Source organism: Butyricimonas hominis (genome assembly GCF_014287455.1).
GTDB lineage: Bacteria > Bacteroidota > Bacteroidia > Bacteroidales > Marinifilaceae > Butyricimonas > Butyricimonas muris.
Window position 1 is genome coordinate 113,612 of the sequence record NZ_JACOOH010000010.1, and the last position, 22,879, is coordinate 136,490.

Consider the following 22,879-nt stretch of genomic DNA (forward strand, 5'->3'; position numbering starts at 1 on the left):
ACGAATAAATAATATATATACATTCATTTATTGTATACGGGTAAATTTATCAGTACATGAATAATTTAGCAGTACTTGTCAAATAATCGGCAACCCTCTATCTTTGTTTCAAAAGATAAAGCACATGAGAAAACTTTTATTATCAGCAGTATCACTCGTCGGAATTATCTCCGTAACTAATAGTCAGAATATGAAAAGCAAAACATCTACACTCCGTTTAATCTATCCCCAATGGCAAGGTGGAATTGTTGACCGTTGGATGCCCGACATTCCCGCGGAGGATGCTTCAAGAGGGTATTATCTGGGCGCACGGTTATTGAACCTGTTAGCACCCGAGAGTTCTCAAAAGACCGTGGAAGTACCGATCTCGCAGGATATCAACGACCGGGAAGTAGAGAAAGGCATCAGTGCCCGACAAATCATATTGAAACAGACCAAAGCCGCCCTCGAAAAGGTACGTGAAAATAATCCCGACAGGATCGTGACTCTTGGCGGAGAATGTTCGGTAAGCGTAGTTCCGTTCACGTATTTAGCGGGAAAATATTCCGATGATGTTGCCGTCGTCTGGATTGACGCACACCCGGATGTAAACTTACCCTATGACGAATACAAAGGTTATCACGCCATGGCGCTGACGGCCTGCCTCGGAATGGGCGACGAGGAAATCATCGGTACATTGCCCGGTAAATTTGACACCTCGAAAGCGTTGATCGTCGGCGTTCGTTCATGGGATAAAGGTATGCAGGAACGGCAAAAGGAACTAGGAATAAAAGGACTCTCCCCCGGTGAAGTGGCAGATAACAGCCTCGCAATCATGGAATGGCTGAAAGCAAGCGGAGTATCTAAAGTAGCCGTCCACTTCGATCTGGATGTACTGGATCCCGCTGAAATCATCGCAGGCGTGGGAGTAGAACCTAACGGAATGAAAATAAAGGAAGTCGTCCGGGTAATAAACGATATCGCCGCCGAATACGATTTGGTCGGCCTTACCGTGGCAGAACCTATGCCGCGTATCGCAATCAAAATCAAAAATATGCTGAATCAGCTACCGTTACTGAAATAGTAACCGATATAGTACTAAACAAAAACAAAGCTCTCTAAATTATTGTTTTAGAAAGCTTTCCGTGATCCAGCTGGGACTCGAACCCAGGACCCCAACATTAAAAGTGTTGTGCTCTACCGGCTGAGCTACTGAATCCTTCAATTGTGTTTCTCAATTGCGGATGCAAAGATAGTAATTCTATTTAAACTCCCAAAGACAAGGGGCTTTTTTTTCGAAAAAAATATGGCGATACAACACGGATAAGCTTTCACGAACTATTCTTCAATCGCGAGCGACTCTATTTTCAACAAGCGTTCTTTCAACCGGGGCATATCTTTCTGCCTGATAGAGAGAGTCATTTCGCACTCCATTTCGAAATTCCGGGATAGCACTTCCGGTTCTTCTTCTTTCAGTACTTTCATCACGTCATTCATCACCACGTAGGTGAAACGGATACGAATTTCTTCATCCACCGTGCGTTCGACAATCTCGGCATGGAGGATGGCATCGGCGGCGGCATCCCTGTACGCTTGAATCAAACCGGATACACCGAGTTTTATCCCCCCGAAATAACGCACGACAACCACGAGAACATTGGAAAGATCGTTGGATACGATTTGTCCCAGAATGGGTTTCCCTGCCGTGGAGGAAGGCTCCCCGTCGTCATTCGCCCGAAAGCGTTCCCGGTTTGCCCCCAGACAATAGGCATAACAATGATGACGGGCATCATAATACTTGGTTTTTATCTCTGTCAGGATATCTTTAATCTCTTCCTCTGTCTTCACCGGGTAAATAAAAGAAATAAAGCGACTGCCTTTCTCCTTGTACAGGCCTTCGGCAATCGCGTTTACTGTTCTATATTTATCCTCTTCCATGAGAAATTAATTCGCGCAATAGAGTTTCTTTTGCAACTCTTCCACTTGGGCACGGAAAGCACGATCCGTTTCCATCATGTCGGTGACAGCCTTACAGGCATACAATACCGTCGTGTGATCTTTACGTCCTATCAGCTTCCCGATATAAGCCAACGAGGCATTCGTGTAATTCTTGCTGAAATACATCGCCAACTGGCGGGCTTGCACCACTTCCCGTTTGCGTGTTTTTTCCTGCAACAGTTCGGGTGCCATATTGAAGTGTTGGCAAACAACTTCCTGTATATATTCCACGGTCAGTTCCTTTTTCTGGTCTTTGACCATTTTACCCAAAATATCCTTAACGACATCTATCGTCAAATCCCGATGATTAAAAGTAGCTTGAGCTAACAAAGAAATCATGGCTCCTTCCAATTCCCGCACGTTGGTGCACACGTATTTACATATATACTCCAATATCTCGTCGGAGAAATCAATACCGTCTTTACGGGCTTTGTATCGGGCTATCGCTACCCGCGTTTCGTAATCCGGGGCTTTTATCTCTGCCGACAATCCCCAGCGGAAACGAGAGAGCAAACGCTCTTCCAATCCGCTCAATTCTGCCGGGGAACGATCGGATGTCAATATCAATTGTTTACCGGATTGATGCAAATGATTGAATATATGGAAAAACGTATTCTGCGTGGCAGTCTTCCCCGCCAACTCGTGAATATCGTCCAGAATCAACACATCTATCAATTGATAGAAGTGCAAGAAATCGTTAATCTCGTTCTTGCGCACGGCTTCCGTGAATTGCGTCTGGAAGACATTGGTTGTCACGTACAACACCACCTTATTCGGGTGGTTTTGCTTTACTTCCATACCGATTGCCTGTGCCAGATGCGTTTTACCCAAACCGGAGCCCCCGTATATCAACAAAGGATTGAAAGCCGTTCCACCGGGATTCTGGGCAATAGCTACCGCGGCAGATTTTGCCAACCGGTTGCAGCTACCTTCTATATAACTATCCAATGTATAGGAAGGGTTCAGTTGCGGGTCAATCTGTACACGATTATTATTACGCTCAAAAGGATTTTTCGGGGCATTATCTCCTGTTTTACCGTTCAGATAAACGGTACTTGGCTCAACCTTCTTCACGTGCGTGGAAGACATCGTCACTGATATCGGGTCACGAGGGTGACTCTCCTCTACCACAACAGAATATTCCAGTTTAGCTTTCGGACCGATCACGGTACGAATAGCTTTCCGCAAAATCTCCACAAAGTGTTCTTCCAGACACTCGTACACGTATTGACTCGGAACTTGAATTGTCAACACGTCCTGCTGAAAGTTCAAAGCACGTATAGGCAAGAACCACGTTTTAAATGTTCTTGGCGCCACTTGTTCTTTAATTAGGTCCAGACATTCCGACCAAACACTTTTACAATCCCTTTTCATTTATATATATCGTTTTATTCCCTATTCATCCTATATGAAATAGAACGCTAAATTCGAAAAAATATTTCTCTAAAAAAAATGAGCCTTTTGCTTGCTTTTTACCAAGAATGGCTTACGGGTTAGGTATCAATCTTTTAGATATAATACACTAACAACCAATAGATTAATTCATTTGTTACATATTGACCGCATTACAAAATTGCCTTTGCAATCTTAACATAAACGTAACAATATTTTGAGCGATTTTCCTAGATAAAGCTTTAAGTCTTAGGTCTAAAAATTGATTCGAAATATCAAAATAGAGTTTTAAAAAGTTTCGGTTTATGTTAATAAAAATAGATGCCTTACATACATTATTTAGAATCATTCTATTTTTCAGACAAAGTCAATTTTAACTATATAAGCGTCTTTGTAACGTTTCATAACATCATCTAATTTCCGTTGCGCGGCTTTCAATTTCTTGAAACTATCAATTATATACAGATACTTATCTTTATACTTAATCTCCTTTAATCCAGAGTTTTGTACATATAATTCCGAATTTATATCCAGACGTTCGGACGACTCGAAAATCACTATTCCGTACTCATCCAAGCCGATCTTGCCGGAAGAAAAATCTATTAAGGAAAGGTTAATGAAGCGTCTTGGGTTATACCTGAATTCGACTAACAGACGATTGAGATTTTCACTCACTTGATTCAGATTATAATAAAGGTCATTATCATTCACGAGAGCACCAATCGTTCCCTCTCCCCGGTTTATTTTAGCAAAGATCGTATCAACATGTGCAAGTATATTATCGACGTTAGTCAACATCTCACCCAAACTGGCACCACGCAAGGAATCGCTGATCGCCGAGAAGTTACCCAGTATATTGGATATTTCTTCATTGTTATCCGACAGATTGGCCGTAATACTATTTATATTCCGCAATATCTCGCTGACACGCGCGGATTCCGACTGCATCAGTGTATCCAAATTACTGGAAGCACCTTCAAGATTCCGTAAAGTGCGATCTATACTGGCAAAACTATTACTCAAATTCTTTTTGGTTTCTTCATTGAAGACGCCTTGTACAATAACCATAACGGAATCGAGAGAACCCAGAAGACGTTCCGCTTTTTGCTTTAAAGGCAGCATTTGACGACTTACCTGCTCCATCAATCCCTGTTCTATTTTAGAAGTCAACGTGTCACCGCTAACGGCAAAAACGGGAGAATCGCCCGGAATCAAATCCACCACCTTGGAACCCATCAGATCGGCACTCTGAATCATCGCCAAACTATTGGAAGGTAACTCCAATCCCTTGTTGACGGAGAACTTCACCAGCACTTTATCATACCGTTCACCCGTGAACTGAATAGAGATGACCTGCCCCACCTGATATCCCCGGTACACGACACCACTGGACACTTTCAATCCTTCCACGCTATTATATACCCCGTAAAATATACTTTTAGATTCAAATAGTGACGAACCTTTCAGAAAATTGATTCCCCAGATTAAAATAAGCACCGCGGCTATTGCAGTTAATGCCAGTTTGGCTTCTCTTTTTAGTTTCATGAGTATAATTTTATTCTTTACTTCTTTTGTTCTATTTTTCTTGCCTCCGCGACCGTTATCTGTTTACCTTTATATATAGCAATGATAAAACAGTCTTTCACCGCCTTCCGGATACTCTTCTGGTTTTCCAACGCTTTTTCGTAGGTAGAAGTTTTCCCGACGTAATAACGGTAACGCTCTTCTCCTTTCAACTCCTCTATCTTTTCTTTCAACTTCAGATACTCGAAATCCTTGATTCTTGTCTTGGACGAGGCTACTTGAACAGCGTAAAATAAGTCATTTTTATTTTGAGGAGCAACAACATTCTCCGTTTTTTTCTTCTCCGTTCCGGTTACTTTCTTTTCTTCAGACTGAGTGACAGGGTTTTCCACCTTTATCACGACACTATTCCGCTCCACATTATTTTTATACGATTGGAATCCCGAAAAAACAGCACGAGCCAAATTTGTCTGCCCAGATTCCGACGTCAATATTTTCTGGTCATGCGGGTTCGAGATAAAACCCGTTTCTATTAACACGGCAGGCATCCCGACATCCATCAAAACGATAAACCCGGCTTGCCGTACTTCCCGGTCCGGCATTTTCGTGCGTTTCACCAGTTCATTCTGCACGGGAGCCGCAAATTCCATACTATTTTTCAAATGACTGTTCTTCAGAAAATTGAACATGATGTAGGACTCTGCTTTCTTGGGATCAAAGCCGTCGTACTTCACCGAATAGTCTTCCTCGTAATGAATCGCCTCGTTTTCTTTCATGGCAACTTGAAAACTCGCTTCCGATTTATGCAATCCCAACACGTAAGTTTCTACCCCTCGCACGGTAGACTTGGAAAACTTGTTCACGTGAATGGAAATGAACAACTGCGCTTTTGCTTTATTCGCTATTCTTCCCCGTTCCCTCAAGTCCACCGCAACGTCTTTTGTTCGGGTATACACTATTTTGATATTCGGATAAGCATCCTTTATCATTTTCCCCAATTTCAAGGCAACAGCCAAAGTTATATCCTTCTCTCTCAAGCGTCCGCTTATCGCACCCGGGTCTTTCCCCCCGTGTCCCGCGTCAATACAAATACAAGTAATTCTACCCAAATTATCTTGAGCATCGAGAGTTTTTATTCCCCCTAACAGAAAGATAACCAACAAGAAACCTACAAACCTGCACTGATTTATCATGTATTTAAAACTTTTTAAAAAGAATCATGACCATTAACAACCATTATTTCTTACATTTGCAAAGCAAAAATGCTATATGCGTCATGCAATATTAGTCACAAAAATAATATATTAAATTGCAAATTAGATTATATACAGGGCTTTTTATTAAGAAATGTATCATTTTAACGATGATCGCCCTGCCGATAATACTATCATCCAACGGTGTTGCATCCGAGCTTCTTTTCGGAGACGGAATTGATGTATTTGTCAGTGACACCACGAAAGAAGTCAGAGATCAGTGGCCTGTCATCAATCTCGATACCACGATTCCGACTCCTAAAAGACTTCCCGTCCTCGCCCGCGACACGTCCGGGCAACCGGGCGACAGCATTCGTATCGTGTATGATTCAACAGGTATGGCAATTGACACGATCCGGAACGACTCCACGGTTTCAAAACCGTTATTTAATGATTTAATCACTTATAACGCGGACGACTCCGTGAAATTTTCCATCAACGGCAAGAAAGTTTACTTGTACGGTAACGGGTTCGTGAAATACCTCACGAGCGAACTGAAGGCTGATTATATCGTACTGGATATGGAAAAAAAAGAAGCATACGCTACCGGGGTTCCCGATTCAGTCGGAGAACTTACAGGTACCCCGAAATTCAAAGACGGGGCGCAAGAATTCGAGGGGAAAGAGTTGAGATACAATTTTGATTCGAAAAAAGGACTTATTACAGAAATTATCACGCAAGAAGGCGAAGGATACGTGCAGGGACAAACCACGAAAAAGATGAGCGACTCGGTGTATTGCGTGGTACACGGTTCATATACCACGTGTGACAATCACGACCATCCTCACTTCCGTCTTCGGATGAGCCGGGCGAAAATGATTAAAGACAAAAGAATCTTCGTGGGTTTCACCTACTTGGAACTCGAAGATGTTCCCCTGCCCCTGTTTATCCCGTTCGGTTTCTTCCCGATCACGAACAAGGGGACATCAGGTATCATCATGCCGACATACGGGGAGGAACGAATGAGAGGTTTCAACCTGCGGGGTGGTGGATATTACCTCTATATCAATGACTATATTGATATGACTCTCACGGGGGACATATATACCAACGGTTCATGGGGATTGCAATACGCCACCACGTATAGAAAAAGATATAAATACAACGGGCAATTCAACGCCACGATGAGCAAGAACCACGTGAGCGAAAAAGGTCTGCCCGACTATCAGGAATCTTCCGACTGGTCTGTCCGCTGGACTCACTCGCAAGACGGTAAAGCCAACCCTTACAGTTCTTTCTCGGCATCGGTGGATATGTCTTCCGCGAGCAATAATTACTATAACGGAAACAATATAAATGATATTGCCAATCAACGGAAGCAATCCAGTATATCTTGGAGCAAGAAATGGCCGGAAAGTCCTTTCAGTTTAAGCGGCTCACTCAGCCACAGCCAGAACAGTCGGGACACCTCTATCTCCCTCACGCTACCAAACATCAGCTTGCGCATGACACAAATCTATCCTTTCCGTAAAAAAGACAAGGTGGGGGAAATGAAATGGTACGATAATATCGGTATCTCCTATTCGGCTGAGCTAAGAAACAATATACAGACAAAAGAAAACAAACTATTCAAATCATCTTTTGAAAGAGATTGGGACAACGGATTCAAGCACAATATCCCGCTTAGCTTGTCTTTCAAAATAGCGAAAGACGTGACATTTACCCCTTCTCTAAACTATAACGGGTACCTCAACACGAAAACTTTCGAGAAAATATGGATACCGGATACCAGCCGTGCCGGGGGACAAGTTGTCAAAAGAGTCATACCGGGTATGAACTATTCGCATGACTATTCGGCAAGTGCCTCCATTGGCTACACGCCAACCATTTACGGTATGTTCTTGTTCAAACCGGGCAGTAAGGTTGCCGCTATCCGTCACATGATACGCCCGTCTTTCTCGGCGTCCTACACGCCCGCGTTAAAGCCTTTGGGCAAATACACGAAGGAATATTTTGACGGGGAAAAATACGTCGAATACGCTATTCACGAGGGATTGCCTTATACCCCGAAGACGACTATCGGCACACAATCGGGAAGCATCAGTTTCAGCTTGGACAACAATGTCGAGATGAAAGTCCGTAACGATAATGACACGACCGGGGATGAGCAATTCAAAAAAGTAAAACTACTGGAGAGTTTCCAGATAAGGGTTTCTTACAATCCTTTCGCGGATAGCATGAGATTTTCCACTATCGGTTTAAGCGCCCGTACCAAAGTATTCAACAATAAGGTCGATTTGAACTTCTCCGGAACGTTGGATCCTTACGCTGTCGATGGGAACGGACGTAAAATCAATAAATACCACGGTGGAATCGGGCGATTGACAAACGCTACCATATCCAGTAACTTTAGTCTATCGGGTGACAACGGAAAAAACAAAGAGAAGAAAAACGAAATGGTGGGCGGTTACTACGATGACTATATGGATTTTGATGTTCCTTGGAACCTGAGTCTGAGGTACAACCTGAATTATACCAAAACTTACTCTTCGGCCTCCCCCAAGGGAAAAGGAGATATTCGACAAATTTTAAGTATCAACGGAGATCTCTCGTTGACACCGAAATGGAAAATATCTTTCCAATCGGGATATGATTTCAAAGCTAATGAAGTTACCTCAACAAGTTTCAGTATCACGCGGGACTTGCATTGTTGGGAAATGGTATTCAATTGTATGCCGTTCGGTCAGCACCAGTCCTACAACTTCGAGATACACGTGCGTTCTTCCATGTTGAGAGACTTGAAACTGACCAAACGGGAATCCTTTACCGACTCAAGGTTATACAATCGATAATAAATTACGACCTCTGTCGTACGGCTTCGTACATCAATATAGCCGCGGCAGCGGAAACATTCAGCGATTCGATTTTACCGAGTTGGGGTATCTTGATACGTTCGTCCGCCAAAGCCAACAACTCTTCATCTATACCGGTATCCTCCGACCCCATGATAAGCAGGCATCCGTCTTTCATGTTTGCCTCGGTGTAGAACTTATCAGCTTTCTCTGTGGCTGCAAACACGGTCAATCCCCTCCGTTTCAATTCCCGGATTGTTTTCTTCAGGTTCTTCTCCCGACACACCGGTAAATGATACAACGCTCCCGCTGATGTCTTGATGGCATCGGATGATATTTTCGCTGAATTTTTGTTGGGAATCAGAATCGCATCCACCCCGGCACATTCCGCCGTACGAGCAATTCCGCCCAAATTGCGCACGTCCGTGATTCTGTCCAACACCAAAACGAACGGGGTCTTTCCTGCCGCAACCACGCTACCGATTACCTCATCGATATCTTGATAAGGTATCGGGGAAACCTCAGCCAATACCCCTTGATGGTTGCGTCCGGCAAACGGTTTAAATACTTCTTCCGGAACATACTGGAACGGAATCTGACGTTCACGCACCAACGCGAACAACTGTTGGAATAAATCACCCTTTATCCCTTGTCTGAACATTACTTTATCAATCTCTTTTTCATCCAGTATCGCCTCCTGTACGGCACGGATTCCGAAAATACATTCTTGTTTAAACTTTGCCATCTTACCTATTCAATTTACAATTTAATAATTTCGTGATTTGACGATTGCCGATTAATTCCCGACCTTCGATTTCAGCATTTCCAAGCGTTCGTTCTCTTCTTCCCACTCTCTCATACACGCTTCCAAGCGTTTTTTCGCTTCATCATACGTCTTCAGTAGCTCATCGCTAATCGTCCCTGTTGCCATTTTTCCCTCGGCATCCACTATCGCTTGTTCCAAATCGGCAATCTCCAACTCCGATTTTTCAATTTTCACCTCCGAACGCTTGATTTCCTTATTCCACTGTTTACGTTCCTCGAAAGCAGCTTTATTCTCGGAAACGGGTTGTTCTGCCACCTTCTCTTCCACCTGCACTTTCCGGGGATGCATCTGTTCATACTCCCGGAAACACTCTAGCTTTTTCGCTTCCAAGAAGTGAGTCACCCCACCCAAATATTCCTTTATATTCTTATTCGTGAATTCATACACTTTATCAGCCAACCCGATCAAGAAATCACGGTCGTGCGATACAACGATAACGGTACCGTCGAATTTCTTCAAGGCATCTTTCAAAATGTCTTTCGTGCGCATATCCAAATGGTTCGTCGGCTCGTCGAGAATCAGCACATTGTAGGGTTCCAACAGCAGGCGTACCATAGCAAGCCGGGTTCGTTCTCCCCCGGAAAGCACTTTCACTTTCTTGTCAACATCCTCTCCCGAGAACAAAAAAGCCCCCAGAATATCCCGTATCTTTTTCCGTATATCCCCGACTGCCACTTGATCCACAGTGTCGAGTACACTCAATGAGGGATCAAGTAAATCCGCCTGATTCTGTGCGAAGTACCCGATATTCACGTTATGTCCGATCTTTAGCGTCCCCTCGTAAGGAATCTGATCCATTATCATTTTCACCAAAGTGGTTTTTCCCTCTCCGTTCCTTCCCACGAAAGCCACTTTCTCCCCTCTCAACACGTCCAAATTCACGTCCTGCAATACCACGTGATTGCCATAAGCTTTCGTCAAATCACGACCGCTCACCACCACATCACCCGAACGTACAGCCGGTTGGAAACGCACGTTAATTCGTGCGGAATCCTCCTGTTCCACTTCAATCCGCTCTATCTTTTCCAGTTGTTTGATGCGCGATTGCACTTGTACCGCTTTCGTCGCCTTGTAGCGGAAACGCTCTATAAAGTCTTCCGTATCTTTAATCTGTTTCTGTTGATTCTCGTAAGCACGCAATTGCTGTTCGATCCGCTCCTTGCGCAATTCGGTAAATTTCGTGTAAGATACTTTATAATCGTATATCTTACTCAAAGATATTTCGACAGTACGGCTCGTGATATTATCCAAAAAAGCCCGGTCGTGCGAAACAAGCACTACCGCCCCCGGGTATCCCTGCAAGAATGATTCCAACCATGAAATGGATTCTATATCCAAGTGGTTCGTCGGCTCGTCCAATAAAAAGACATCCGGACGTGCCAATAATATCTTCGCCAACTCGATACGCATACGCCACCCGCCACTGAATTCTTCACAACGACGATCCATATCTTCTTGACGAAATCCCAATCCTTTCAACACGACCTCAACCTCTCCGTTCATATTATCGGCTCCCCGCATATGCAACATCTCGGTTTTCTCGTTCAATTTATCAATTAAAGACATGTAACTGTCGGATTCGTAATCTGTCCTTTCCGCCAATTCGGCATGCAATCTCTCCACTTCCCGTTGCAATCCCAACACGTCATTGAAAGCCGTCCCCGCCTCTTCCCGCACGGTTTTCCCTTCCGCGTACACTTTCGTCTGGGGCAAATAACCGACCTTCAAACCGGAGGGCATCGACACACTTCCTGCGGACGGTTCCTGCACCCCGGCAAGAATTTTCAACAAAGTAGACTTGCCCGCCCCGTTACGTCCGGTCAGACCTATTCTGTCCCTTTTGTTTACCAGAAACGAGATGGAATCCAACAATGCGTAATCCCCGAATAAAACACTTACATTATTAATTGAAATCATTACAATAACTTGAAAATTGAAACCTTCCGTATTTAACGGATGCAAATATACGAAACTTATTTTGTTGCACGAAACAACTAAATTTACATTTAAAAATGCGAAAACTAACATATGTCATGTTTTATCCTTAAAATATTTTTGTATATTTGGGAAATCTTGAAAAATACTAACTACAAAAAAGAATAAAATATGTCCAAAGGAGTATTCAAATTACCTAACATTACCAATGAACCCATCAAGAGCTACGCGCCGGGTTCTCCGGAAAGAAAAGAGTTGAAGTCACAACTTAATGCTTTGCGTGCTACAGTTGTGGATATTCCAATGATCATCGGGGGCAAAGAAGTCCGCACCGATAAATTAATGGATATCCGTCCGCCGCACGATCACCATCATTTGCTGGGACACTACCACCAAGGTGACGCGAGCCACGTGCAAATGGCTATTGACGCCGCGTTAAAGGCAAAACCGGAATGGGAAAAAATGAGCTGGGAGAGCCGTGCCGCGATTTTCTTGAAAGCAGCCGATTTATTATCGGGTCCCTACCGTCAACGAATGAACGCCGTGACTATGTTAGGACAATCCAAGAATGCTTTTCAAGCCGAGATTGATGCTGTCGCCGAGTTAGCCGACTTCTTCCGTTTCAACGTGAAGAATATGTATGAAATATATCACATGCAACCGAATTCTGCCCCCGGAATCTGGAATCGTACGGTTTGGCGTCCGCTGGAAGGATTTATCTTTGCATTAACCCCGTTCAACTTTACCTCTATCGCCGGAAACCTTCCGGGAGCACCTGCTCTTATGGGTAATGTTTGCGTGTGGAAACCCTCGAAGACCGCGGTTTATTCCGCTCACTTGATCATGGAAATCCTGAAAGAAGCAGGCTTACCCGACGGTGTAATCAATCTGGTGTACTGTTCCGGGCCTACGGCTTCCGAAGTGATATTCTCACATAGAGAATTTGCAGGTATTCATTTCACCGGTTCCACCCAAGTATTCAACGACATTTGGGCTACCATCGTGAAGAATATCGACAAATACCGGAGTTACCCGAGAATCGTTGGTGAAACCGGAGGTAAAGATTATATCTTCGCTGACCCGACAGCTTGCCCGAGAGAAGTAGCTACCGCTATCGTACGGGGAGCCTTCGAGTATCAAGGACAAAAATGTTCTGCCGCTTCGCGTGCATACATACCTTCAAATATCTGGCCGGAAGTCGAAAGCTACGTGCAAAAAGACTTGGCTGCTATCAAAGTAGGCGGTGTCGAAGATTTCACGAATTTCGTGAACGCTGTTATTGACGAGGCTTCTTTCGTTAAATTAGCCAACGCTATTGACGAAGCAAACAAATCGTCTGATGCCGAAGTTATTGCCGGCGGTCATTATGATATGAGCGCGGGATATTTCATACAACCGACCGTAATCCAAGCGTTTAAACCGGATTATATCACGATGCGCGAGGAACTGTTCGGCCCGATTCTCACGACGTATGTTTACGATCCGGAGAAAGTGGATGAAACACTGGATATTCTGGATAAAACTTCCACTTACGCTCTTACCGGAGCAATTTTCTCAAAAGACCGGACTAATATCGAGCGAATGACAGAGCGTCTGACACATACCGCCGGGAACTTTTACATCAACGACAAGCCGACAGGTGCGGTTGTTGACCAACAACCCTTCGGTGGCGGACGCGCATCCGGAACAAACGATAAAGCAGGTACAATCTTTAATTTATTGCGTTGGGTTTCCCCGCAAGCGATTAAAGAAACATTTGTACCGGCTACAAATTATATGTATCCTAACTTCTTGGAAGAGTAATAAAGTTTACACGTTTGTAAAACAAAACGAGGCTGCCAATTCACTTTTTTGGCAGCCTTTTTATTATATCAACGGATGTTTCCGATTCACGGTATAGAATGTTTCCCGCGATACGTTATACATCCGGCAGATAGCCGAAACCGAAACTCCACTCTTCAACAAGCGATGTATCTCTTCTCTGTTCTCCAATATAACCTGCTGTTTTATAGCCCCAAGGGGACGTCCCAAGCGAACACCTTCCGACTTCCGATGCGCCAGCGCTTCTTTCGTTCTCATAGAAATCAAGTTATGCTCTATCTCTGCCACCAGCGCAAACGCAAATGCCAGCACCTTGCTGTTTATACTATTATCAAAAGCGTAGCCATCTTTCGTACTATAAATGATAATCTCCTTTTCCAAACAACGGTGCAGGATAGACATGATATTCAACAAAGTCCTACTTAGACGGGACAATTCCGTCACAATTAACACATCTCCCTTCCTTAAACTTTTCAATAGTTTTCCAAGCTTACGATCGTGTTCATTCTTTTTACCGCTAACAACTTCTGTTACCCATTTATCAATTTTCAAATTCCTTCGGGCCGCGAATTTCTGAATTTCTTCTTTTTGGTTTTCAACATGTTGCTTCCCCGTGCTGACCCGCAAATAACCTATTATCATAATCAAAACTTTAAAAAATAAAATATGAACCTTCAGACAAAGGGTCGCAATTTTATAACTACAAAGTCATAATCATCAAATACACAGCAATACAGTTGTCAATAAAAACGTTCGTTTAATTGGACACCCATTTTAGCGTGGATAACAGATATTTTAGCTATTTGAATTTACAATCTAACGACTTATACGTAATATTTTTAGTAACGATTGACTCAGTTTTTTCAAAAATTGGTATATTTGTCTGTGCAAATGAACGAATATTTTGACAGATTATTGCCAAAATAGCGTTAAATCATTCAAAATTAAAATATAAACTCAAATACCACGCGAAAATTAATTATGAACAAAAGAGAATTAGCCAAAAGAGTTGCCGAGAAATGCGGGCAAAGCCAAGTAGTTTCTACTCTTGTTATCAACACTTTCATCTCTTGCATTCTGGAATCTTTAGAAGCTGGAGAAAAGATAACTATTCAAGATTTCGGAACCTTAAGCGTGAAACAGCAAAAGAAAAGAGAACGTTTCAACCTGGCAACGAACAAAGTAGAAACCTATTTACCCTACGATTACATCAAATTTACAGCCAGCAAGTCCGTGAAAATAAAACAAAAAGAAAAATCGGTCAAGAAGGAATAACCCTGTCTGATAAAAACAAAATGAGGCTTTCCGGCAAGCGGTCAGCCTCATTTTCAATTTCGAGTGTCTATCTTAGATAATCACAATATGCTCTTGATCTGTCAATTTCTCGCAATAATGACATTTCAAAACGATCGGAGAACTACCTACCACATCAAATTTCGTACGTACCTTCTGGTTGTTCGTGATACATTTCGGGTTCACGCATTTAGCTATGCCTTCCACGTGCTCCGGTACCATCACGGCTTTCTTTTCCGATACTTCAAAATCCCGGATAATATTGATTTTGGCAGTAGGAGCAACCAAAGCCAATTTATTCACCTCATCATCCTTCAAGAATTTATCCCAGATTTTGATAATCGCTTTTTTTCCCAGCTTACTACTAACAAGGTTATACCCGAAAGTAACCGTGTTCTCCAGATCTTGAATCCCCAACACGTTGATCACGTCAAACAATTTACCAGCAGGAATGTGGTCTATTACCGTACCGTTTTCCACGGCGCTCACCTGTAATTCTTTTTTTGCTGCCATATCTTTTTCTTCTTTAATTACCATTTTAAACCTAATGTCTTGAAAATAATTGCCTGACGGGTAAACACGCCGTTCAGAGCCTGTTGGAAGTAGTATGCCTTCTTGTTATCGTCCACATCCTCGTCAATCTCGTTCACACGGGGTAGCGGGTGGAGAATACGCATCGTGTCTTTCGTTCCTGCCAACATGGAATTCTTCAGTATATACACGTTTTTCACTTTCTCGTATTCCAACGGGTCAGCGAAACGCTCGCGTTGCACCCGAGTCATGTAGAGAATATCTGCGTCATTAATCACGTCGTCCAATTCCGAGTGCTCGTAGTAAGGAATGTGCAATTTGTCGAGGAACAACTTGTAAGCTTGAGGCATTTCCAACTCTTTCGGTGAAATAAAGTGGAAAGTGGGGTTAAAGTGACTCATGGCTTGTAGCAAAGAGTGAACCGTACGCCCGTACTTCAAGTCACCCACCATGAATATATTCAAGTTTTCAAGCGTACCTTGTGTCTTGTATATCGAGTACAAGTCCAACATCGTCTGCGTCGGGTGTTGGTTGGCCCCGTCACCGGCATTGATCACCGGCACGTTGGCAACTTCACTCGCGAAACGGGCAGCTCCCTCCAACGGGTGGCGCATCACGATCAGATCGCAGTAGTTATCCACCATCTTGGTCGTATCTTTCAAAGATTCTCCTTTCGTTGTACTGGAAGACGATGCATCGGAAAATCCCACGATGCGGCCTCCCATTCTACTGATGGCCGTTTCAAAACTTAATCGCGTACGGGTAGACGGTTCAAAAAACAATGATGCTACTACCTTTCCTTCCAACAAATTGCGATTCGGGTTTTTCTCAAATTCAGAAGCGATTTTCAATACTTCCAGAATGTCCTCTTTCGAGTAGTCGGTAATGGATACTAAGCTACGTTTATTCATATTGCTACATTTAAGTGTTTATGTTCTTTCTCATCCATATAAAAAAAAACCAACGTTGTCAACTAACGACAATGTTGGTTTTCTGTATCTTAAAACAGCAACGATCATGTTTTTGCCTGAACTGTAGGCATAATAACAATCTTCGCCGAATATTTTGATGTTCTATCTTCATATCGGAATACAAAATTAGATATAATTTCTATCCGAACAAAGTGATTTTCATTTTTATTTTCCAAAATATTTCACCCATCGAAAAGGGCAAAAGTATTTGCCCTTTCAGTCAAAGGTTTATAAAGTTTATAAGGTTCACAAAGTCTATGAACTCGTCCGAAGGACTCCCGTTACCTTATAAACCTTATAAACTTTAAGAGCTGAAAGCTCAACTTTATGAACCCATCAAATATCTTGCAGCTATTTGATCCGCAATATCCTTTGCCACTTCTACCTTCGTCTTCAACTCGTAGACGTTCTTTTCTCCCTCCCGGTGCATGATTGTAACCTTATTGGTATCACCACCGAAACCGGCCCCTTTATCATTCAAGCTATTCAGCACGATCATATCCAAATTCTTCCGCTGCATTTTAGAACACGCGTTACTCTCTTCGTCATTCGTTTCCAACGCGAATCCCACCAGCAATTGCGAATCCTTTTTCATCTGTCCCAACTCTGCCGCAATGTCTTGAGTCGGCATCAATTCCAGTAGCAAATCTTCCTTTTCCCGTTTTATCTTGCAATTTGCTTTCTCTTTCGGGGTAAAATCAGCTACCGCCGCACTTAATATAGCCAAATCACAACCGGGAAATTCCTTCACGGCAACCTCACACATTTGTGAAGCGGACTCCACATCCACCCAATGGATAGCAGGGTGACTTGTCTTCTGATTCACGGGACCACAAACAAGCAATACCTCTGCCCCGCGTCCCGCTAACTCTTCCGCCAAAGCTATTCCCATCTTACCGGAAGAATAATTCCCGATAAAACGAACCGGATCAATTTTTTCATAAGTAGGTCCCGCCGTGATCAACACTTTCTTTCCCTTGAAATCTTCCTGCCGTTCAAAATGCCTTTTCAAAAATTCGACAATTTGTTCCGGCTCTTCCATTCTTCCCTTCCCGATCAGTCCACTGGCAAGTTCTCCGCTTTCCGGTTCAATAATAATATTCCCGAATGACCTTAATATCTCCAGATTTCGTTGCGTCGCCGGATGACGATACATATCCAAATCCATTGCCGGGGCAACCATCACCGTACATTTGGCGGAAAGATAAGTCGTCAGCAGCAGATTGTCGGCTATCCCGTTCGCCATTTTCCCGATCGTGTTAGCCGAGGCGGGCGCCACCAAATAAAGATCCGCCCACAATCCCAAATCAACGTGAGAGTTCCAATCCCCGTTTTCCGGATTATAAAAATCGACCATAATCGGACTTTTGGACAACGTGGCCATCGTCAAGGGGGTGATGAACTCTTTCGCCAACGGTGTCATGACCACTTTCACGGTAGCCCCTTCTTTCACGAGCAAACGAGTCAGCGTTGCAGCCTTGTAAGCCGCGATACTACCCGTAATTCCCAGTATAATATGTTTCCCTTTTAGCATAACGCGTTCAAAACTAAAAATACCTGAAAGCGGATCACTTTCAGGTATATTATTCTTTTAAAAATCGAACTATTCCTCTCCCGCACTATTTGCCTCAACCTTGTCCTTGGACGATGCACGGAAATAGATATCCCCGTCCTCGAACTCTTGAGTAGCAATTAATACCGGTTTAGGTAAACGCTCGTAATATTTGGAAATCTCTATCTGCTCCCGATTTTCAAATATCTCCTCCAAATTATCCGCGTAAGAGGCAAACTCTTGAAGTTTCCTGCTTAACTCCTCTTTCATTTCAACCGAAATCTGATTAGCTCTCTTACCGATTACCGCAACAGCCTCGTAAATATTATCAGCTTTACTAGCCAATACAGCCGGATTGCGAGTAATAGTATTATTCGGCGCTTTAACTTTCTTAAAATCTACCATGGTTAATTTGAATATTATTATTTTATCTGGTTAATCATCCTCTTCATTGATATCATACGTTTTCAAGAACTCGTTGATATCCTCGTACTTCTTAGCCATCTCTTTGGCATAGCGGCTTTCCGGGTATTCCTCTTCGAAATAATAGTACTCCTCTTTCGCCGCGTTGTAACGTTCGTATTTCTTGTCTTCGACACTATTTACAGCCATCTCGTACTTGGAATTGAACAACATGTACATGATTTCCTCACGGTATTTGGAACCGGGATAATCTCTCAAACAGTTTTCCAAGCTCACCACGGCAGCTTTATATCTTTCTCTCAAGTAATAATTCCGGGCACTTAGATAATCTTTATATGACAATTTATCCCGCATTTCATCCATGTACGCGTTAATCTGTTCCTTACGGGTACTGTTGGGGTAACGGCTTAAATACAAATTGAAACTCTCAATAGCACTTTGAGTCACCGTCTGATCCAAGCGGGCTTTCGGGGATGCCTTGTAATTACAATACCCGATCATGTAAAGACATTCTTCAGCATAAGAACTTTCCGGGTATTGTGACACGAAATTTTTGAACAACTCGGCAGCCACTTCATAATCTTTCTGGTTGAAGCTACAGAACGCCCGGTAATAGGCCACACTTTGCCCCCTCGTGTTTCCTCGGAAAGCCAAGCGAACGGCGTCAAACAAGTTGGACGCTTTCGTGTAATCCCCGTTGTTATAGTACTCCACAGCTTTTTTATAAATCTGTTGATTGTCACCGCTCTTCAGAAGTTTCTGGTATTCACCACATGAACTCATCAAAAATATTACAAGCAGAAATCCTATAAAATTCTTCATCATAAAGTGCCTTTTTTGCATCAGGCAAAGATATATGAATAAAATCAATCTACAAAAGGATTTTTATTTAATTTAGAATTTAAAATTTAGGATGAAGAACTTGTAACCTGCAACTTGTAACTTTCGCCACCGGCGAAAAAAAGACTAAGTATTTAAGCGTATTTCGTTTCCCTGCCCCACAACTTTTCGGCAGAACCTATTCGGAATACATTTTTTTAGTTACCTTTGTTTCCATATTAGAAATACAAAATTAAGAATTTCAAAATATTATCAAAGTGGACATTTTTGAAAGAGTAAGAAAACAGAAGGGAAACATTGGTCAATATGCCAAACAAGCTCATGGCTATTTCTCTTTCCCGAAATTAGAGGGCGAAATAGGCCCTCGTATGAAATTCCGCGGTAAGGAAGTATTAAACTGGAGTTTGAATAATTATATCGGTCTTGCTAACGACCCGGAAGTTCGGAAAGCGGATGCTGAAGCCGCTGCTAAATACGGAATGGCATACCCGATGGGTGCTCGTATGATGAGCGGACAGACTTCTCGTCACGAGTATCTGGAATCACAGTTAGCTGAATTTGTCGGCAAACCGGATGCATTTTTGCTGAACTTCGGTTATCAAGGAATGGTGTCAATCATCGACGCCATGACCAGCCGTCACGATTGCATCGTGTATGACGCGGAAGACCACGCTTGTATCATGGACGGTCTTCGCTTATCTCCCGCGAAAAGATACGTGTACCAGCACAATGACATGGATAGCCTCCGCAAACAACTGGAAAGAGCGACCAAATGGGTTGAGAACACCGGTGGCGGTATCTTGGTTGTGACCGAAGGTCTATTCGGTATGGCTGGCGACCTCGGTAAATTGGACGAAATCGTTGCCATGAAGAAAGACTTTGACTTCCGTTTACTCGTGGATGACGCTCACGGTTTCGGAACCATGGGTCCCAATGGAGCCGGAACGGGCGACCATTTCGGGGTAATGGACGGAATCGATCTTTATTTCGCCACTTTTGCCAAAGCGATGGCAGGTATCGGAGCATTTATCGCTTGCGATGAAGACATTTGTATGTATTTAAGATACAATATGCGTTCTCAGACTTTCGCCAAATCACTCCCGATGCCGATGGTTGAAGGTGCGATCAAGCGATTGGAATTATTGAGAACCCGTCCGGAATTACGTGAAAAATTATGGACTATCGTTCGTGCCTTGCAAGCCGGTTTAAAAGCAGACGGACTGAACATCGGTGTTACCAATTCACCTGTAACCCCCGTTTACCTGTCCGGTAGCGTTGCCGAGGGTACCCAAGTGGCTATGGATTTACGTGAGAATTACAACTTGTTCTGCTCTATCGTGGTTTACCCCGTAATCCCGAAAGGACAATTGTTACTCCGCCTGATTCCGACCGCTATGCACACGCTGGAAGATGTGGACTACACGGTGAAAGCGTTCAAAAACGTGGCTCAAAAATTAGCTAACGGTGAATACAGCAAAGACGTGGTGGTTGATGCCAATGCGCTATAATATTTACCGAAAGCCGTAAAAATAAAACAAATTAACCCCGGAAGTCGTTATCGAACTTCTGGGGTTAATTTATATCCACTCACCTGCAAAATCATTCTTCTCTTTTCAGCACCACCTGCAAACCTTTGGCATTTTTCTTCTTGACCTTCACCTTCTGCGGCAAATACCCCTCCTTAACAAACCAAAGCTGCCTACGCCGTTTCAAGGGAAACTCAAACTCTCCCTTATGCTTGACATAACACACGTGGATTTCTTTTTTACACCGTTTACGATAGATTTCAACACCCAACAAAGGGATTCCGTTCTCATCCACCACACGCCCTTCTACCCGAAACGTTCCGTCTGCTTGTAAAGGCGATGCCCCCATGGTAACAACCGCCCCTGTTAAAACATACTTTTTATGGACACGCAAATAATTATCTAATTCAATTTCATTCAATGCTATGACTTCAGTATTCAACACAACCCTCAAATCAGAAAACCCACACTTCGGCACCCAAACCTCTTTCGTTTCATATCCCACGTACGAAATGCATATCGGTAACCTGCCCGACACCCGTAACTTAAAACACCCATCTTTGTCACTACATGTACCCCTTGTTGTCCCCTTTTCCACGATATGCGCGCTCACCAACGGGTTCCCCACACTATCCGTCACCCGACCTTTGACAACAATCTCCTCCTCTCCCACACAAACCTCATCCCGCGATTGCGGATTCAAACAATACCGACAACGCAACGGGCAACCATGAAACGCCACCAACGTGGAACCCCCTTCCCCGTCCGTCTGCAAACGGTGACGTTCAATCCCTAAAACTTTTGGTGCCAATCCCCAATTATTCATCTGTTATCGTATCTTTATTTCCTCATTCACATAAGTACCCAAGCAATCAGCTTGATACCAGCACACGAAAACGATGTACTCTCCGCTATTTGTTTCTGAATCTCTTTCAAGATTCTACACGTCTGTTTCCCCCGACTCACCATAAGTATCTTCGTTAATCATGTAATCCTCACAAATTTAAGAAAATACACTAAAAAAACAAGCAAACAAAAAAAAGAAAATAAATCATCCATGCTTCTCGTCCAATTTTCCACATAAACGGGAAGAAATCTTGATATGATAAAGATTCACCCGAACAACTCCATCACTATACAAATCGTATTCCAATGGACGTATCCGGTGTTAGTCGGGTGGTACTCGAGAGTATCTCTGGAGTTGTAGCCCGTTCTCTTCCTATTCTCACCCTCTTTTCTTCCCGTTCTCAACGAAAAACATACCTGATTCCATACCAGCTATAATTGCAAGATTCAATTTAAATCCTTAATTTTGTATTGATTGAAAAACAAATAAATAACAAGACGCCATGAAATACTTGAACCCCAAAGCAGACTTAACATTCAAACGGGTATTTGGAGAACATCCCGATTTGGTAATGAGTTTACTCAACGCCTTGCTTCCTCTCGCTCCCGAGGAAGAAATCACGGACATAGAGTATTTGCCGACTGAAATGGTGCCCGACAATCCATGGAAAAAAAACAGTATTGTTGACGTGAGGTGCAAAGACAAGTTGGGAAGGCAATTTATCGTCGAGATGCAAATGATATGGTCGCCGGAATTCAAGTACAGGGTATTATTCAACGCCTCGAAAGCCTACGTGCGACAAATCGGCAACGGGGAAAATTATCACTTGTTACAACCTGTTTATTCACTCAATCTCGTGAACGATATTTTCGAACCGGAGATGAAGGAATATTATCATCACTACAAACTCGTGCATGACAAGGATTCCAACAAAGTGATTAATGGCTTACAACTCGTGTTCGTGGAACTACCCAAATTTACACCGCACACCTATACCGAAAAGAAAATGCAGGCTCTCTGGCTACGATACCTCACGGAAATTGACGAACACACCGTTTTCGTACCTGAAGATTTATTATCCAACCCAGAGGTAAACAAAGCTGTCAAAGCTATCGAGGAAGCGGCATTTACTCCTGCGCAACTTCTTGGCTATGAAAAATTCTGGGATACCATTAGCACGGAAAAAACATTATTTTACAGCGCCGAGCAACAAGGGTTAGCTCGAGGTATTAAAAAGGGTATCAAGGAAGGTATTAAAGAAGGTGAACGAAAAGTAGCCCGCAACATGAAAGCACTCGGCATGTCCACGGAATCCATTGCCCAAGTGACCGGGTTGTCTTTGAAAGAAATCGAGGCTTTGTAATTTCAAACAAACT

19 protein-coding genes and 1 tRNA gene are annotated in these 22,879 nt (G+C 43.2%); 6 read left to right on the plus strand and 14 right to left on the minus strand.

What is annotated here, in order from left to right:
- Positions 1-190: 190 nt before the first annotated feature.
- Positions 191-1,063, plus strand: a complete 873-nt coding sequence (locus H8S64_RS20010) for an arginase family protein (protein ID WP_255469643.1) — start codon at positions 191-193, stop codon at positions 1,061-1,063.
- Between the two features lie 62 nt (positions 1,064-1,125).
- Here the strand turns inward: H8S64_RS20010 and H8S64_RS20015 are convergent.
- From H8S64_RS20015 to H8S64_RS20035, 5 genes are all read right to left on the minus strand, one after another.
- Positions 1,126-1,198, minus strand: a tRNA-Lys gene (locus tag H8S64_RS20015).
- Positions 1,199-1,317: 119 nt separating this feature from the next.
- Positions 1,318-1,917: an IMPACT family protein gene (locus H8S64_RS20020; protein WP_186978452.1), complete on the minus strand. Its 600-nt coding sequence runs from the start codon at positions 1,915-1,917 to the stop codon at positions 1,318-1,320.
- 6 nt (positions 1,918-1,923) lie between these two features.
- Positions 1,924-3,351 (minus strand): chromosomal replication initiator protein DnaA, encoded by a 1,428-nt coding sequence (gene dnaA, locus H8S64_RS20025; RefSeq protein WP_099293894.1) that lies wholly within the window; start codon positions 3,349-3,351, stop codon positions 1,924-1,926.
- Between the two features lie 375 nt (positions 3,352-3,726).
- Positions 3,727-4,914: an MlaD family protein gene (locus H8S64_RS20030; RefSeq protein ID WP_186978453.1), complete on the minus strand. Its 1,188-nt coding sequence runs from the start codon at positions 4,912-4,914 to the stop codon at positions 3,727-3,729.
- A 17-nt stretch (positions 4,915-4,931) separates the two neighbouring features.
- A complete protein-coding gene (locus H8S64_RS20035; protein ID WP_186978454.1) occupies positions 4,932-6,086 on the minus strand; it encodes an N-acetylmuramoyl-L-alanine amidase family protein in 1,155 nt (384 codons plus the stop codon).
- 170 nt (positions 6,087-6,256) lie between these two features.
- On the opposite strand from H8S64_RS20035, the gene H8S64_RS20040 reads away from it, so the two are divergent.
- Positions 6,257-8,938, plus strand: coding sequence for a putative LPS assembly protein LptD (locus H8S64_RS20040; protein WP_186978455.1), 2,682 nt, complete (start codon positions 6,257-6,259; stop codon positions 8,936-8,938).
- Between the two features lie 4 nt (positions 8,939-8,942).
- Here the strand turns inward: H8S64_RS20040 and rlmB are convergent, their stop codons facing one another.
- Both rlmB and H8S64_RS20050 read right to left on the minus strand, forming a co-directional pair.
- Positions 8,943-9,683: a 23S rRNA (guanosine(2251)-2'-O)-methyltransferase RlmB gene (rlmB, locus tag H8S64_RS20045; RefSeq protein ID WP_186978456.1), complete on the minus strand. Its 741-nt coding sequence runs from the start codon at positions 9,681-9,683 to the stop codon at positions 8,943-8,945.
- A gap of 51 nt (positions 9,684-9,734) precedes the next feature.
- The gene (locus H8S64_RS20050; protein WP_186978457.1) at positions 9,735-11,681 is read right to left on the minus strand and encodes an ABC-F family ATP-binding cassette domain-containing protein; all 1,947 of its coding nucleotides are present in this window, start codon (positions 11,679-11,681) and stop codon (positions 9,735-9,737) included.
- Positions 11,682-11,870: 189 nt separating this feature from the next.
- Between H8S64_RS20050 and pruA the strand changes: the two genes are divergently transcribed.
- Positions 11,871-13,502 carry an L-glutamate gamma-semialdehyde dehydrogenase gene (gene pruA / locus H8S64_RS20055; protein WP_186978458.1) on the plus strand — a complete coding sequence of 544 codons (1,632 nt, stop codon included), beginning with the start codon at positions 11,871-11,873 and terminating at the stop codon, positions 13,500-13,502.
- A gap of 63 nt (positions 13,503-13,565) precedes the next feature.
- On the opposite strand, the gene H8S64_RS20060 is transcribed toward pruA, so the two are convergent.
- The gene (locus tag H8S64_RS20060; RefSeq protein ID WP_186978459.1) at positions 13,566-14,162 is read right to left on the minus strand and encodes a master DNA invertase Mpi family serine-type recombinase; all 597 of its coding nucleotides are present in this window, start codon (positions 14,160-14,162) and stop codon (positions 13,566-13,568) included.
- Between the two features lie 339 nt (positions 14,163-14,501).
- Here H8S64_RS20060 and H8S64_RS20065 point away from each other — a divergent pair, with 339 nt between their 5' ends.
- A complete protein-coding gene (locus H8S64_RS20065; protein WP_099293902.1) occupies positions 14,502-14,795 on the plus strand; it encodes an HU family DNA-binding protein in 294 nt (97 codons plus the stop codon).
- Positions 14,796-14,867: 72 nt separating this feature from the next.
- Here the strand turns inward: H8S64_RS20065 and pyrI are convergent, their stop codons facing one another.
- The 5 genes from pyrI to H8S64_RS20090 form a co-directional block, all read right to left on the minus strand.
- Complete coding sequence (gene pyrI, locus H8S64_RS20070) at positions 14,868-15,326, minus strand: aspartate carbamoyltransferase regulatory subunit (protein ID WP_186978460.1); 459 nt, start codon at positions 15,324-15,326, stop codon at positions 14,868-14,870.
- Between the two features lie 17 nt (positions 15,327-15,343).
- Complete coding sequence (pyrB, locus tag H8S64_RS20075) at positions 15,344-16,255, minus strand: aspartate carbamoyltransferase (protein ID WP_186978461.1); 912 nt, start codon at positions 16,253-16,255, stop codon at positions 15,344-15,346.
- 385 nt (positions 16,256-16,640) lie between these two features.
- On the minus strand, positions 16,641-17,849 hold the full coding sequence (coaBC, locus tag H8S64_RS20080; protein WP_186978462.1) for a bifunctional phosphopantothenoylcysteine decarboxylase/phosphopantothenate--cysteine ligase CoaBC: 1,209 nt from the start codon (positions 17,847-17,849) through the stop codon (positions 16,641-16,643).
- Positions 17,850-17,918: 69 nt separating this feature from the next.
- Positions 17,919-18,272, minus strand: coding sequence for a DNA-directed RNA polymerase subunit omega (locus tag H8S64_RS20085; protein WP_099293907.1), 354 nt, complete (start codon positions 18,270-18,272; stop codon positions 17,919-17,921).
- Positions 18,273-18,302: 30 nt separating this feature from the next.
- A complete protein-coding gene (locus tag H8S64_RS20090; protein WP_099293909.1) occupies positions 18,303-19,115 on the minus strand; it encodes an outer membrane protein assembly factor BamD in 813 nt (270 codons plus the stop codon).
- A gap of 272 nt (positions 19,116-19,387) precedes the next feature.
- On the opposite strand from H8S64_RS20090, the gene H8S64_RS20095 reads away from it, so the two are divergent.
- The gene (locus H8S64_RS20095; RefSeq protein ID WP_186978463.1) at positions 19,388-20,638 is read left to right on the plus strand and encodes an aminotransferase class I/II-fold pyridoxal phosphate-dependent enzyme; all 1,251 of its coding nucleotides are present in this window, start codon (positions 19,388-19,390) and stop codon (positions 20,636-20,638) included.
- Between the two features lie 91 nt (positions 20,639-20,729).
- Here H8S64_RS20095 and H8S64_RS20100 read toward each other — a convergent pair whose 3' ends face one another.
- Positions 20,730-21,482, minus strand: a complete 753-nt coding sequence (locus H8S64_RS20100; protein ID WP_186978464.1) for a carboxypeptidase-like regulatory domain-containing protein — start codon at positions 21,480-21,482, stop codon at positions 20,730-20,732.
- Positions 21,483-22,005: 523 nt separating this feature from the next.
- Here H8S64_RS20100 and H8S64_RS20105 point away from each other — a divergent pair.
- Positions 22,006-22,866: an Rpn family recombination-promoting nuclease/putative transposase gene (locus H8S64_RS20105; RefSeq protein WP_186978465.1), complete on the plus strand. Its 861-nt coding sequence runs from the start codon at positions 22,006-22,008 to the stop codon at positions 22,864-22,866.
- Positions 22,867-22,879: the final 13 nt, after the last annotated feature.

Coding starts and splice junctions, on each gene's coding strand:
- H8S64_RS20010 (WP_255469643.1), top strand. CDS start 191: ATGAAAAGCAAAACATCTACACTCCGTTTAATCTATCCCCAATGGCAA.
- H8S64_RS20020 (WP_186978452.1), bottom strand. CDS start 1,917: ATGGAAGAGGATAAATATAGAACAGTAAACGCGATTGCCGAAGGCCTG.
- dnaA (WP_099293894.1), bottom strand. CDS start 3,351: ATGAAAAGGGATTGTAAAAGTGTTTGGTCGGAATGTCTGGACCTAATT.
- H8S64_RS20030 (WP_186978453.1), bottom strand. CDS start 4,914: ATGAAACTAAAAAGAGAAGCCAAACTGGCATTAACTGCAATAGCCGCG.
- H8S64_RS20035 (WP_186978454.1), bottom strand. CDS start 6,086: ATGATAAATCAGTGCAGGTTTGTAGGTTTCTTGTTGGTTATCTTTCTG.
- H8S64_RS20040 (WP_186978455.1), top strand. CDS start 6,257: ATGATCGCCCTGCCGATAATACTATCATCCAACGGTGTTGCATCCGAG.
- rlmB (WP_186978456.1), bottom strand. CDS start 9,683: ATGGCAAAGTTTAAACAAGAATGTATTTTCGGAATCCGTGCCGTACAG.
- H8S64_RS20050 (WP_186978457.1), bottom strand. CDS start 11,681: ATGATTTCAATTAATAATGTAAGTGTTTTATTCGGGGATTACGCATTG.
- pruA (WP_186978458.1), top strand. CDS start 11,871: ATGTCCAAAGGAGTATTCAAATTACCTAACATTACCAATGAACCCATC.
- H8S64_RS20060 (WP_186978459.1), bottom strand. CDS start 14,162: ATGATAATAGGTTATTTGCGGGTCAGCACGGGGAAGCAACATGTTGAA.
- H8S64_RS20065 (WP_099293902.1), top strand. CDS start 14,502: ATGAACAAAAGAGAATTAGCCAAAAGAGTTGCCGAGAAATGCGGGCAA.
- pyrI (WP_186978460.1), bottom strand. CDS start 15,326: ATGGCAGCAAAAAAAGAATTACAGGTGAGCGCCGTGGAAAACGGTACG.
- pyrB (WP_186978461.1), bottom strand. CDS start 16,255: ATGAATAAACGTAGCTTAGTATCCATTACCGACTACTCGAAAGAGGAC.
- coaBC (WP_186978462.1), bottom strand. CDS start 17,849: ATGCTAAAAGGGAAACATATTATACTGGGAATTACGGGTAGTATCGCG.
- H8S64_RS20085 (WP_099293907.1), bottom strand. CDS start 18,272: ATGGTAGATTTTAAGAAAGTTAAAGCGCCGAATAATACTATTACTCGC.
- H8S64_RS20090 (WP_099293909.1), bottom strand. CDS start 19,115: ATGATGAAGAATTTTATAGGATTTCTGCTTGTAATATTTTTGATGAGT.
- H8S64_RS20100 (WP_186978464.1), bottom strand. CDS start 21,482: ATGAATAATTGGGGATTGGCACCAAAAGTTTTAGGGATTGAACGTCAC.
- H8S64_RS20105 (WP_186978465.1), top strand. CDS start 22,006: ATGAAATACTTGAACCCCAAAGCAGACTTAACATTCAAACGGGTATTT.